13 protein-coding genes are annotated in these 11,897 nt (G+C 51.1%); 2 read left to right on the top strand and 11 right to left on the bottom strand.

The features are described 5' to 3' along the window. The first annotated feature begins 133 nt into the window (after nucleotides 1–133). Together ilvY and AB8809_RS01065 are read left to right on the top strand one after the other, a co-directional pair. Nucleotides 134–1,024, top strand: a complete 891-nt coding sequence (gene ilvY, locus AB8809_RS01070) for an HTH-type transcriptional activator IlvY (RefSeq protein WP_349856674.1) — start codon at nucleotides 134–136, stop codon at nucleotides 1,022–1,024. Further along, nucleotides 1,021–1,821: a lysozyme inhibitor LprI family protein gene (locus AB8809_RS01065; RefSeq protein WP_349856675.1), complete on the top strand. Its 801-nt coding sequence runs from the start codon at nucleotides 1,021–1,023 to the stop codon at nucleotides 1,819–1,821. The genes ilvY and AB8809_RS01065 overlap by 4 nt, the downstream gene beginning before the upstream one ends. Nucleotides 1,822–1,839: 18 nt before the next feature. Here the strand turns inward: AB8809_RS01065 and AB8809_RS01060 are convergent, their stop codons facing one another. The 11 genes from AB8809_RS01060 to ilvL form a co-directional block, all read right to left on the bottom strand. Beyond that, the gene (locus AB8809_RS01060; protein WP_349856676.1) at nucleotides 1,840–2,583 is read right to left on the bottom strand and encodes a DUF2461 domain-containing protein; all 744 of its coding nucleotides are present in this window, start codon (nucleotides 2,581–2,583) and stop codon (nucleotides 1,840–1,842) included. Between the two features lie 101 nt (nucleotides 2,584–2,684). Then, nucleotides 2,685–3,125, bottom strand: coding sequence for a lysozyme inhibitor LprI family protein (locus AB8809_RS01055; protein WP_180779389.1), 441 nt, complete (start codon nucleotides 3,123–3,125; stop codon nucleotides 2,685–2,687). After that, a complete protein-coding gene (locus AB8809_RS01050) occupies nucleotides 3,122–3,712 on the bottom strand; it encodes a calcium-binding protein (RefSeq protein WP_349856677.1) in 591 nt (196 codons plus the stop codon). Before AB8809_RS01050 ends, AB8809_RS01055 begins: the two co-directional genes overlap by 4 nt. A 141-nt stretch (nucleotides 3,713–3,853) precedes the next feature. Then, nucleotides 3,854–4,333, bottom strand: coding sequence for an Hcp family type VI secretion system effector (locus tag AB8809_RS01045; protein WP_349856678.1), 480 nt, complete (start codon nucleotides 4,331–4,333; stop codon nucleotides 3,854–3,856). 28 nt (nucleotides 4,334–4,361) lie between these two features. Then, entirely contained in the window at nucleotides 4,362–4,571 is a 210-nt protein-coding gene (locus AB8809_RS01040) for a hypothetical protein (RefSeq protein ID WP_039286275.1), read from the bottom strand. Between the two features lie 310 nt (nucleotides 4,572–4,881). Beyond that, entirely contained in the window at nucleotides 4,882–6,426 is a 1,545-nt protein-coding gene (gene ilvA / locus AB8809_RS01035) for a threonine ammonia-lyase, biosynthetic (protein ID WP_015842122.1), read from the bottom strand. 5 nt (nucleotides 6,427–6,431) lie between these two features. Beyond that, nucleotides 6,432–8,282, bottom strand: a complete 1,851-nt coding sequence (ilvD, locus tag AB8809_RS01030) for a dihydroxy-acid dehydratase (protein ID WP_015842123.1) — start codon at nucleotides 8,280–8,282, stop codon at nucleotides 6,432–6,434. Nucleotides 8,283–8,355: 73 nt separating this feature from the next. Continuing rightward, nucleotides 8,356–9,282, bottom strand: coding sequence for a branched-chain amino acid transaminase (locus AB8809_RS01025; protein WP_349856679.1), 927 nt, complete (start codon nucleotides 9,280–9,282; stop codon nucleotides 8,356–8,358). A gap of 26 nt (nucleotides 9,283–9,308) precedes the next feature. After that, a complete protein-coding gene (gene ilvM / locus AB8809_RS01020; RefSeq protein WP_010294673.1) occupies nucleotides 9,309–9,569 on the bottom strand; it encodes an acetolactate synthase 2 small subunit in 261 nt (86 codons plus the stop codon). A 57-nt stretch (nucleotides 9,570–9,626) separates the two neighbouring features. Continuing rightward, entirely contained in the window at nucleotides 9,627–11,273 is a 1,647-nt protein-coding gene (gene ilvG, locus AB8809_RS01015) for an acetolactate synthase 2 catalytic subunit (RefSeq protein ID WP_349856680.1), read from the bottom strand. 140 nt (nucleotides 11,274–11,413) lie between these two features. Further along, complete coding sequence (ilvL, locus tag AB8809_RS01010; RefSeq protein WP_071531109.1) at nucleotides 11,414–11,512, bottom strand: ilv operon leader peptide; 99 nt, start codon at nucleotides 11,510–11,512, stop codon at nucleotides 11,414–11,416. Nucleotides 11,513–11,897 lie beyond the last annotated feature (385 nt).

The following is an 11,897-nucleotide window of genomic DNA, read 5'->3' as shown; positions in this document are numbered from 1 at the left end:
CCAGATGGGAATTCACTATGACCCCATCATATGACAGGAATTGCGTTGCTTAAATTGATATATTAGCAACGTCATATTGCACTATTTGCAATATAAAAAACGGCTGCAAGATAAAAAACGGGGCCTGCGTCGCATGGATTTACGTGATCTCAAATTATTCCTGCATCTGGCGGAAAGCCGACACTTTGGCCGTACCGCCAAGGCGATGCACATCAGCCCGTCTACGCTGTCACGGCAAATTCAGCGGATGGAAGAGGATTTAGGGCAGACGCTGTTTCTGCGCGATAACCGCACCGTGCAGCTCACCGATGCCGGCGAGCACCTGAAACTATTTGCCCAGCAAACGCTGCTGCAATACCAGCAGCTACGCCACACGATAGACCAGCATGGGCCGTCATTAAGCGGCGAGCTGCGGATTTTCTGTTCCGTTACCGCCGCCTACAGCCACCTGCCGCCGATTCTGGATCGTTTCCGGGCGCTGCACCCGCTGGTAGAAATTAAACTGACGACTGGCGACGCCGCCGATGCCGTTGAGAAAATTCAGTCGAATGATGGGGATTTAGGGATTGCGGGACGCCCGGAAGCGCTGCCAATCAGCGTTGACTTCATGCCGCTCGACAAACTGCCTCTGGCGTTGATCATCCCGGCGCTTCCCTGCCCCGTGCAATCGCTGGTACGCCAAACCGATCCGGACTGGTCACAGATCCCCTTCATTCTGCCGGAACACGGCCCGGTGCGTAAGCGCATCGATCAATGGTTCCGCCGCAATCACATCGCCAATCCGCAGATTTACGCCACCATCTCCGGGCATGAAGCGATGGTATCGATGGTCGCGCTAGGCTGTGGTATCGCGCTGATTCCCAACGTCGTGCTGGAGAACAGCCCGGAACCCGTACGCAACCGAGTTTCCGTCTTCGTCGAACAGGTGATGGAACCACTTGAACTCGGCGTTTGCGTACAGAAAAAACGGCTTAGCGAACCGCTGATTGCCGCCTTTTGGGACATATTACAGGACACACCATGAAGATCGCCTTCACGACCATTATCGCCGCCGGTGTGACGCTGGTCGCCTTCAACTACAATGCGCAAGCCGCCAGTTTCCCCTGCGACAAGGCCACTTCGGAGCAAGAGAAACTGATTTGTGCCAGCCCGCTGCTCGGACAACTGGATGAAGAACTGGCGCAGGCCTGGAAGACATCTCGCGCGTTCCTGACCGCGTACAGCAACAGCGCACCGTGGGAGAAAACGCTCAATCAGTTTCAGCGCAGCTGGCTTACCACGCGCGATCAATGCAAAGACGAAGACTGCCTACGTCAGCGCTATCAGCAGCAGTTAAATCGGCTGCGCTATCTGAATGACATCGCGCAGCACGCGCTCCCTTCGCCGATTACCCCCGTGAAAAGCACGTCCTGCTTCCACGGTTCATTCAGCTATGAGTATGTGATGTCAGGGCTTTCCGCCGAGGAATATCGCGATCTGGGGGATTATTTTCGGGAAATGTACGATCAGAAAGCGCCCTACCACGCCGTCAGCCTGACCATGACCAACCAACGTGGCAAGATTGAAAGCGGCGCGTCCATTGCGTTCCGTTACGGCAACAAGCTGGATGATTCCGACTTCACCGCCCGTCAGATGAGCGATGTACAAGCCATCGGCAAAGGCGAAAGCAGCTTCGGCCAGCAGGTGAAAATACTGCTCACCTGCATTGACGATGACCATCTGCAAATCGCCACCTTCGGCAGCAATCAGGAAGAAGGTTACCTGTTTAACACGTTGCTGGAGCGCGATAAAACCCAGTCGGAGCAGCAGAAAACGCCGTAGCGCTGGCTATCTCTGGCGCTAGCGTTCGAACCATTTATCCGCCGAAAAGGCCCGCGTATCGGACTCCGTTTCCTGCGCGGCTTTCTTCATGGTTTCGATATTCATCAGGTAATGGTAGAGCGGTTCAAGCTGGGTAAAACCCTGTGACAGACGCGTCACCAAATCGCCAGAAAACAGCGCTTCCATATCCTGCCGGGTACATATCGCGGCAAACGATTTACGGTTATACCAGTAGGCCAGTTCCGGCTCCTGATCTTTAATCAGCTGGCGTTTGTAGCTGTCGCCCTCCAGGGTGAAGGTCTCTCCCAGACAGCTTGCCACTTCAAGAAACTGTGACGGATTACCCCGCAGCGTCTGACGGAACAAATCCATCGTATTGCGCGTTGCGCTGTAATAGCCCAGCCCGTAGCGCCAGGTATCCGGCGTGATTTCAAAGAAATACACCGGTGCATCCGTCCAGTCTTTGCGTGTCCGCTTGAAAGTGAGCCACATATGGCTGCGGTAGCGTGATTTATCGTGAGAAAAACGCGTATCGCGATGAATACGGGAGAGAGTCTTACCGATAGCGGGACGCGTTTCAAAATGGTCGTCAATCTGCAACATGGTCAGACTGAGCTCATCCACCAGCGTACGGAACGGGGCAACCAGTTGCTCATCGTAAACCGCACGATGCTCGTCAAACCACGCTTTATCGTTGTACTGACGCACCTGCTGGAGAAACGTTAAACCCGCTTGAGAAAAACCTGTGAACTGCGTTGCCATAAAGAAATGCCATCCCTGTTGCTGTCAGATGACATTAAAGATAACGCCACCGACGGTGAAACACCATCGGCGGCGTGACACACTTATCCAAAGGATGAGTATTAAGGGATATTGAGCTCACCGTCTAGCGACTCGATCCGTCTGTAGTTTTCTACCGCCTCGCAAAGATCTTTATTTGATAAATAAACGGGGCTATCTTTTTCGAAAGGATGCCCCTTATATGCACAACGATGGACGACATAATTTTTCCACGCAGCTTGATCTGCTTTGAAAAGCTTAACTGCATCTTCCTCACCTTCCATAGGAATAAGTTTGGATAGAAAGCTTATTGCTTCTTTATTTTTTTGTTCTAACTTTTCAGTAGAATCAGCAAGCATTCGGTCTGTGCAAATGTAAATTTCATGATAGTTTTCCCCTTTCATTATATCTTTACATAACGTTTTTTCCATTAATTCCAGTTTACTCAGATAAATTTCACTAAATGCAGGAGATATACCGCTCACAGCAAATAGTATCAACACACATAAATAGATGTTTTTCATTTTTTCATCCTTAAATAACCCGCTCGGTTTCTTCCAGCCTCAAACTTTAACAAATAAGCATCACTCTCTATTTTCTTTATTAAGATATCGATGTCATTCTTTGCAGCGATAGGAATTGTCGTTTCCCCAAGTATTCCTTGATAAGCCAGATCCACCAGAATATCTCTGATGCCGGGGTGAAGTTCAGCCCAATCGACCCTATCGGGTACATTAGCGGAATAATGTGCATATCGCTTTTTTGCTATTTCTATATATCCACCATAAATAATATTAAACAGATCCATCTGTTGCTGATGCGTAATCACGCCAATTTTTTCTTTATACATTTTCACGAAAGTGGCGGCGGCACCGCCCTTTAACCCAGCCCCCGTCGCTATTAAACTCGCTTTTTCACTCCCAATACCAACTCTGAGCATATCCGAATAAACTTCTCCCTTGGTTCTATTCCCCATATCATAACCTCGCCCCAACGTCACACCAGACTTATCATTTCCTGGCCAGTGAATAACTCGGCTAAAATCACGACTATTAGGTATATCATTCCCTTCGCCATCAAAGGTTATTTGCCCTTGAGGTACTCTTAGCATTGAGTAAATTCCTTTTTATTAATACGCAGCACCAATGTAAAAAACTATTCAGCATCTATTTGGGTTAGTAATTAATAAATCAATAAAAACAGCCACACATAAAATGATTATCAATGACTATATATTTATTACCAAATAGAACTAAACACCACTATCATTCCAGATACTATAACCTGATGTTCCCGCAACTTTGTGCTCCCATGATATGGAGTTATATTTTAATAAAACTTTCTCATATGGCATAACGTCATTGTCATTAATAGAGTGCGGGTAACTACAAGAAATATCAACAATGCGGGCATCTGTTAATTTAATGACATAAAATAACTCTAATTGCCCGACGGAATTTATCCTATACAAAAAGAAATTTGCACTTAGTTTTTCATTGGAAGAGGTAGAAACACCAAGCAATGGTGACGATTTATCGATAAGTTTAATTATTTCAACAGGATGACAAGATAGATTATCAGCATGACTCATTGAGTGATTTAAACTTAACACCTGAATCTGATCTTCATGACCAATTTGGCTTCTATTACCAATTGACTGTAATGTTGAACAGCCAGAAGAAATTAACCCTTGCTTATCACCCGTCAACTCTAAATAGATAATACTCGACATTTTTAGCAGCCTCTAAGAATAAATATGATCAATGCACTGATGGTGTATCAAGCTTGAGTGAAAGTTTTCGCCCATCTGACGTCTTCATTTCCACAAGGTTACTTTGGGTCACCTGCATCAGAGAAAGGCATAGCTTCATCATCAATGCGAGTATTTCTTCAGGAGGTAACGAACTATTAATAAGGCTATTCTTTAATTGTTCATTTAACTGAATGGCAAGTTTTTCTTTATTTTTCATACTCGGTCTCCATGTGTTATTCCACTTTTCACCAAACTAACCTAGAAAATAATTATTAGCAATATTTAAAGAAATTAGAAAAACAAACAATTAATTTGAAAATAATAATAACAGACTAAAATTAGATTGATTCAACAACACCATGAGACACCTGCTGGAGAAACGTTAAACCCGCTTGAGAAAAACCTGTGAACTGCGTTGCCATAGAGAAATGCCATCCCTGTTGCTGTCAGATGACATAAAGATAACGCCGCCGACGGTGAAACACCATCGGCGGCGTGAAGGGAACACTCAACGTTTAACCGCTAACTTAACCCGCTAAAAAGAAGCGGAACGCCGGATTATTGGTTTCGTCATGGCATTCATAGCCCAGCGCCTGTAGATGCTGCTCGAATTCCCGATCGCCCGCTTGCAGTTCGAACGCGGCCAGCACACGGCCAAAATCTGTGCCGTGACTGCGGTAATGGAACAGCGAAATATTCCAGTGCGTCCCCAGCGTATGCAGGAATTTCAGTAACGCGCCCGGCGATTCTGGAAACTCAAAGCTATAAAGCCGTTCCTGTAGCGGTTTGGAGGGGCGTCCGCCGACCATGTAGCGGACGTGCAGCTTCGCCATTTCATCGTCGGACAAATCCACCACTTCATAACCATCTGCAGAAAGCTCAGCGATAATCTCCTGCCGCTCCGCATAGCCACGCGTCAGACGCACGCCAACAAAAATGCAGGCGTCTTTGGCATCCGCGTAGCGATAGTTGAACTCGGTAACGGAACGACCGCCCAGTAGTTGGCAAAATTTCAGGAAGCTGCCCTGTTGCTCGGGGATCGTCACGGCCAGCAAGGCTTCACGCTGTTCACCCAGCTCGCAGCGTTCGGAAACGTAGCGTAACCCGTGGAAGTTAACGTTCGCACCGGACAGAATATGCGCCAGGCGCTCACCCTGAATCTGGTGCTGCTGGATGTACTTTTTCATCCCCGCTAACGCCAACGCGCCGGACGGTTCAGCAATCGCACGAACATCTTCGAACAGATCTTTCACTGCCGCACAGATGGCATCACTGTCGACGGTAATCACGTCATCCAGATATTCCCGACACAGGCGGAACGTTTCATCGCCGATGCGCTTCACCGCGACACCTTCAGCAAACAGCCCGACACGCGGCAGATCGACCGGTTGCCCGGCATCCAGCGCCGCACGCAGACAGGCGGAATCTTCCGCTTCCACGCCGATCACCTTAATCTGCGGCATCAGCTGTTTGATCAGGACGGCAACACCTGCCGCCAGACCGCCGCCACCGACGGGCACAAACACGCGATCCAGATGGGCATCCTGCTGTAGCAATTCCAGCGCCAGCGTGCCTTGACCCGCAATGACTGCCGGGTGATCGAAAGGCGGTAGAAACGTCATTTTCTGCTGCTGCGACAGTTCAATGGCCTTTGCCTTGGCTTCATCAAAGTTCGCGCCGTATAGCAGCACTTCGCCGCCAAAACCACGTACCGCATCCACTTTGATATCGGCCGTCGCCACTGGCATCACAATCAGCGATTTAATGCCCAGCTTGGTGGAGGAGAGCGCCACGCCCTGCGCATGGTTACCCGCCGACGCCGTCACCACGCCGTGTGACTTTTGCTCATCACTCAGCCCCGCCATCATCGCGTACGCGCCGCGCAGCTTGAAGCTGTGCACCGCGTGCCGATCTTCACGTTTTACCAGAATGACATTACCCAGCCGCGAAGAGATCTTCTCCATCTTCTCCAGCGGTGTGACCTGCGTGACTTCATACACGGGCGAGCGCAAGATCGCACGCAGGTACTCCGCGCCTCCCGGCGCGGCAGGAAGAGGTTGTGACACAGCCATCAGCATTAGCCTCCCAGCTTGCTTTTATCCCGCACCGCGCCTTTATCCGCGCTGGTTGCCAGGCTGGCGTACGCGCGCAGCGCAAAAGAAACCTGACGTTCACGATTGTGCGGTGTCCAGGCCTGATCGCCTCTCGCTTCTTCCGCTGCACGGCGGCTTGCTAAAGCATTGTCATCCAGAACCAGCGCAATGCTGCGGTTCGGAATATCAATCGCGATAATGTCACCGTCCTGTACCAGTGCAATGGTGCCGCCGCTGGCTGCTTCAGGAGACGCATGGCCGATAGACAGACCAGAAGTACCGCCGGAGAAGCGTCCGTCAGTGATCAGCGCACAGCTTTTACCCAGCCCCATCGATTTCAGGTAGGTGGTTGGATACAGCATTTCCTGCATACCCGGCCCGCCTTTCGGTCCTTCGTAACGGATCACAACCACGTCGCCCGCCACGACCTTGCCGCCCAGAATGGCGTCTACCGCATCATCCTGACTTTCATAAACTTTTGCCGGACCGCGGAAGACCAGACTGCCTTCATCCACGCCTGCGGTTTTCACGATACAGCCATTCTCTGCCAGATTGCCGTACAGCACGGCCAGACCGCCATCCTGACTGTAGGCAAATTCGCGGGAACGAATACAGCCTTCCTGACGATCGGTATCCAGTGAATCCCAGCGGCAATCCTGCGAAAACGCCTGCGTGGTGCGGATACCCGCCGGACCGGCGGAATACATGCTTTTCACACTGTCATCCTGCGTCAGCATGACGTCATAGGCTTCCAGTGTTTCCGGCAGCGTTTTGCCCAGCACGTTGTTCACTTCACGGTTCAGCAGACCAGCTCTGTCCAGCTCGCCCAGAATACCGATCACACCACCCGCGCGGTGTACGTCTTCCATGTGGTATTTCTGCGTACTCGGTGCCACCTTACACAGGTGCGGAACCTGACGTGACAGTCTGTCGATGTCGGTCATAGTGAAGTCCACTTCACCTTCCTGCGCCGCAGCTAGCAGATGCAGAACGGTATTGGTGGAACCCCCCATCGCGATATCCAGAATCATGGCGTTTTCAAATGCGGCTTTATTGGCGATGTTGCGCGGCAGCACGCTCTCATCATCCTGCTCGTAGTAACGCTTCGCCAGACCGACAATGCGTTTGCCTGCGTTCAGGAATAGCTGCTTACGGTCGGCGTGCGTCGCCAGCAGCGAGCCGTTGCCCGGCTGAGACAGACCCAGCGCTTCGGTCAGGCAGTTCATGGAGTTAGCGGTAAACATACCGGAACAGGAACCACAGGTCGGGCAGGCAGAACGTTCCACCTGTTCGCTCTGTTCATCGGAAACCTTCGGATCCGCGCCCTGAATCATGGCATCCACCAGATCCAGCTTGATGATCTGATCGGATAATTTGGTTTTCCCCGCTTCCATCGGGCCACCAGACACGAAAATCACCGGGATATTCAGGCGCAGCGACGCCATCAGCATCCCCGGGGTGATTTTGTCGCAGTTGGAGATACACACCATCGCATCCGCGCAGTGGGCATTCACCATGTATTCCACCGAGTCGGCAATCAGTTCACGGGAAGGCAGAGAATAGAGCATACCGCCGTGGCCCATCGCGATGCCGTCGTCCACTGCGATCGTGTTGAATTCTTTCGCGACACCACCAGAAGCTTCGATTTGCTCGGCAACCAGTTTACCCAGATCGCGCAAGTGCACATGGCCGGGCACGAATTGGGTGAAGGAGTTGACCACGGCGATAATGGGTTTACCAAAATCATTGTCGGTCATCCCGGTGGCGCGCCACAAGGCTCGGGCGCCGGCCATATTACGGCCGTGCGTGGTGGTGGCTGAACGGTACTTAGGCATGCTCTATTACTCCAAAAATTACGAATTGGGCGATGATGGAACGTATCACCGCCTGACTGTCTGTCTTAATTGATTACAGATTTATCGGATCCAACCAGCCCCATTTATCTTCGGTTTCACCCGTGAAGAGGCCAAAGAACGCCTCCTGCAAGGCTTTGGTGACCGGGCCGCGTTTGCCGATGCCGACCTGAATACCGTCTACGCTACGCACTGGGGTAATTTCCGCCGCCGTGCCGGACATAAACACTTCATCCGCCAGATACAGTGACTCGCGGGACAGCACCTGCTCACGCACTTCATATCCCGCGTCCTTCGCCAGCTTGATGATGGCATCACGCGTAATGCCCGGCAGCGCCGAAGAGGTAAACGGCGGTGTGAAGATAATACCGTCCTTCACTTCAAACAGGTTCTCGCCCGCGCCTTCAGAAACATAGCCGTGGACATCCAGTGCAATCCCTTCCTGATAGCCGTGGCGACGTGCTTCGCTGCCCACCAGCAGGGAGGATAGATAATTGCCACCCGCTTTAGCGGCGGTTGGAATGGTATTCGCCGCGACACGATTCCAGGACGACACCATCGCATCAATGCCCGCTTCCAGCGCTTCTTCACCCAGATACGCGCCCCACGGAAAGGCCGCGATAATCACATCAGTTTGGTAACCGTCTGGCGGGTTAACACCCATCCCCACATCGCCAATGAACACCAGCGGGCGGATATACGCACTGGTCAGATTATTTTTACGCAGCGTTTCACGACAGGCTTCCATCAATTCATCCACACTCTGCGCGACTGGCATACGGTAAATTTTTGCCGAATCACGCAGGCGCTGCATGTGCTCGCGGTGACGAAAAACCACAGGACCTTTGTGTGAATTGTAGCAACGAACGCCCTCAAACACAGAGGTACCATAATGCAAGGCGTGCGACATCACGTGTACTTTTGCTTCAGCCCATGGAACCATTTCGCCATTGAACCAAATGTAATCCGCTTTTTTTGTCATTCTTTTTTTTCCTTACTCTTTATGCGTTAGGCGCTGATCTGCTGTGATGTCGTCATCGGTTGAATGTCAACGCAGGCAATATCCAACAGCTTACTTAGTTGTGTTGACAATAAATCCACCGAGCGATGGCTGGCAACGGTCAGTTCAATATTAATGTGATCGGCATTGGTGGTTTGCACCATATTCATCGCGCAAACTTTGAAACCGCGATGACGGGTAACACGCAATACACGCTCCAGAACCTCGGGACGAAAGCGTGCCTGAATCGAAAGTTGATGATGTGTCATTCTGTTGTCTCCAGCACTTATTCTGTGTAAGTCGGCCATTATTGGGTGTTGTCGAGCCTATTCGGTTTTATCGAGCATCGTTTCGTTACCCGCCCCCGGCGGAACCAGTGGCCAGACGTTTTCATATTCATCGATCGATACGTGCAGTAAATAGGGTCCTTCGCTGTTAAACAGGGCATCCAGCGCGACATCAATTTGATCTTTACGAGTGATGCGCTGGCCGGGGATATCAAACGCGCTCGCCAGCGTCAGGAAATCAGGGTTATCGGAGAGGTCGGTTTCACTATAGCGTTCATCAAAGAATAACTGCTGCCACTGACGTACCATGCCTAACCGTTGGTTATCCAGCAGCACGATCTTCAACGGCAGCCGTTTTCGTTTGATGGTGCCCAGTTCCTGAACGTTCATCATGAAAGAACCGTCGCCAGAAATGCAGATAACCATATCATCCGGGCGCGCAACCTGTGCTCCCACCGCCGCTGGCACGCCGAAGCCCATTGTGCCAAGGCCGCTGGAAGTAATGAAATTCTCAGGACGGCTGAACGTCATATGTTGTGCAGCCCACATCTGGTGCTGGCCGACGTCGGTCGTCACCACGGTATCCGCATCCATTCGTTCAGAGATCGTTCTCAGCAGCGCAGGCGCATAAATCGCCTGACCGGGATGATCATAACGCCATGGGTATTCCGCCTTCATCATGGTCGCCTGCTGACGCCACGCGCTGACGTTCAGCGGCTGTTGCAGCGCCGGTAATATCGTTTTCAGATCGCCTTGCAACGCCACATTGGCATGGCGCAATTTGCTCAATTCTGCTGGGTCGATATCCATGTGAATAACGCTGGCATGAGGCGCGAAGGCATTCAGCTTGCCGGTCACGCGGTCATCAAAACGCGCCCCGACAGCGATTAACAGATCGCATTCCTGCACAATCAGGTTCGCCGCCTTCGTGCCGTGCATACCAATCATACCGAGGTAATAGGGATGATTGGCATCCACGACACCCAAGCCTTTCAGCGTCGAAACGGAAGGGATATCCGTTACACTCAGGAATTCGCGCAGTGCCGGAACCGCATTCGCCATGCCGACTCCGCCACCAACGTACAGTACCGGTTTTTGTGCTTTCGCCAACAGGGCACATGCCTGCGTGATATCTTGCTCGGGGAAATCAACATCGTTAGCAACAGGCGCAAAGTTCGGGGTGAAATCGCCCACGGCCAGCTGAATGTCTTTAGGAATATCGACTAGAACAGGGCCGGGGCGACCGCTATTGGCAATCGCAAACGCTTCTGCCATCACTTCCGGCAGTGATTCGAGAGACTCAACCAGAAAACTGTGTTTTGTACAGGCCAGCGACAGCCCCAACACGTCGATTTCCTGAAAAGCATCGGTACCAATCAGCGCCGACCCAACCTGTCCGGTAATCGCCACCACAGGCACAGAATCCAGCAGCGCATCGGCCAAACCGGTGATCAGGTTGGTAGCACCAGGGCCAGACGTCGCAATGCAAACGCCCACGTTACCTGTGGCGCGGGCATAACCAATCGCCGCCATTGCTGCGCCTTGCTCATGGCGACACAGCAGGTGTTTAACGCCGCCGTCATAAAGTGCATCATAGACGGGCATTATCGCGCCACCCGGATACCCAAAAACGGTGTCCACTCCCTGTGCTCGCAACGCTTGTACCACCCACTGAGCTCCATTCATAGTTATTTCCCCGACATCTTATGGGAATAACAGAATTTTATGCTGATGTTCATTTTCTGTTCCTTTCCGTTATAGATTACGCCCAACAAAAAACCCCCGACCTTTCGGTGCGGGGGTTTTCTTGAATTAGGCCTTGATTTCTAAGCCATTCTTCGTCCAAGTGCAGCCCCGCACGGTGGGATAATAATCACCACCACGCTAATCACGACTAGGCTAATCACTAGGGATAGGGCTTTCATAATAGGTTGTTCATTAATCTTCTGTCGAACGAATGCCTACAGAGTTATCACAGTAAGATATGGCATGACAACAAATTTTTTTCATGACGCCCCGTAAGAATTACCTATGATACGGAAAAAAATACAACGTAATCATAAGGTAGAATCGCATCAAATTATTTTCATCCATTGACGTAAAAATGAACGTTGCGCGGCGAACATGGCAAGTGAATAAGAACGTTGCCGATCGCCAGATAACGTTAAGCGAGCGATTAGCGCTAAATCATTGCGACGTATCACGCACAAATTTTCGTCATTGCTGAAACAGAGCATTATTTCATGATACCGCCGCGCAGACCGATAACGACGACCTCTACTTCTTCTCCCTTGCCAGACATGATGCAAG

Origin of the sequence: Pectobacterium aroidearum, assembly GCF_041228105.1 — a bacterium.
Classification (GTDB): Bacteria; Pseudomonadota; Gammaproteobacteria; order Enterobacterales; family Enterobacteriaceae; genus Pectobacterium; species Pectobacterium aroidearum.
Note: the sequence above shows the minus strand (reverse complement) of the source record. Positions and strands in the feature narration are given on the sequence as shown.

Coding starts and splice junctions, on each gene's coding strand:
- ilvD (WP_015842123.1), bottom strand. CDS start 8,282: ATGCCTAAGTACCGTTCAGCCACCACCACGCACGGCCGTAATATGGCC.
- AB8809_RS01050 (WP_349856677.1), bottom strand. CDS start 3,712: ATGCTAAGAGTACCTCAAGGGCAAATAACCTTTGATGGCGAAGGGAAT.
- ilvA (WP_015842122.1), bottom strand. CDS start 6,426: ATGGCTGTGTCACAACCTCTTCCTGCCGCGCCGGGAGGCGCGGAGTAC.
- AB8809_RS01055 (WP_180779389.1), bottom strand. CDS start 3,125: ATGAAAAACATCTATTTATGTGTGTTGATACTATTTGCTGTGAGCGGT.
- ilvL (WP_071531109.1), bottom strand. CDS start 11,512: ATGAAAGCCCTATCCCTAGTGATTAGCCTAGTCGTGATTAGCGTGGTG.
- ilvM (WP_010294673.1), bottom strand. CDS start 9,569: ATGACACATCATCAACTTTCGATTCAGGCACGCTTTCGTCCCGAGGTT.
- AB8809_RS01065 (WP_349856675.1), top strand. CDS start 1,021: ATGAAGATCGCCTTCACGACCATTATCGCCGCCGGTGTGACGCTGGTC.
- ilvY (WP_349856674.1), top strand. CDS start 134: ATGGATTTACGTGATCTCAAATTATTCCTGCATCTGGCGGAAAGCCGA.
- ilvG (WP_349856680.1), bottom strand. CDS start 11,273: ATGAATGGAGCTCAGTGGGTGGTACAAGCGTTGCGAGCACAGGGAGTG.
- AB8809_RS01045 (WP_349856678.1), bottom strand. CDS start 4,333: ATGTCGAGTATTATCTATTTAGAGTTGACGGGTGATAAGCAAGGGTTA.
- AB8809_RS01060 (WP_349856676.1), bottom strand. CDS start 2,583: ATGGCAACGCAGTTCACAGGTTTTTCTCAAGCGGGTTTAACGTTTCTC.
- AB8809_RS01025 (WP_349856679.1), bottom strand. CDS start 9,282: ATGACAAAAAAAGCGGATTACATTTGGTTCAATGGCGAAATGGTTCCA.
- AB8809_RS01040 (WP_039286275.1), bottom strand. CDS start 4,571: ATGAAAAATAAAGAAAAACTTGCCATTCAGTTAAATGAACAATTAAAG.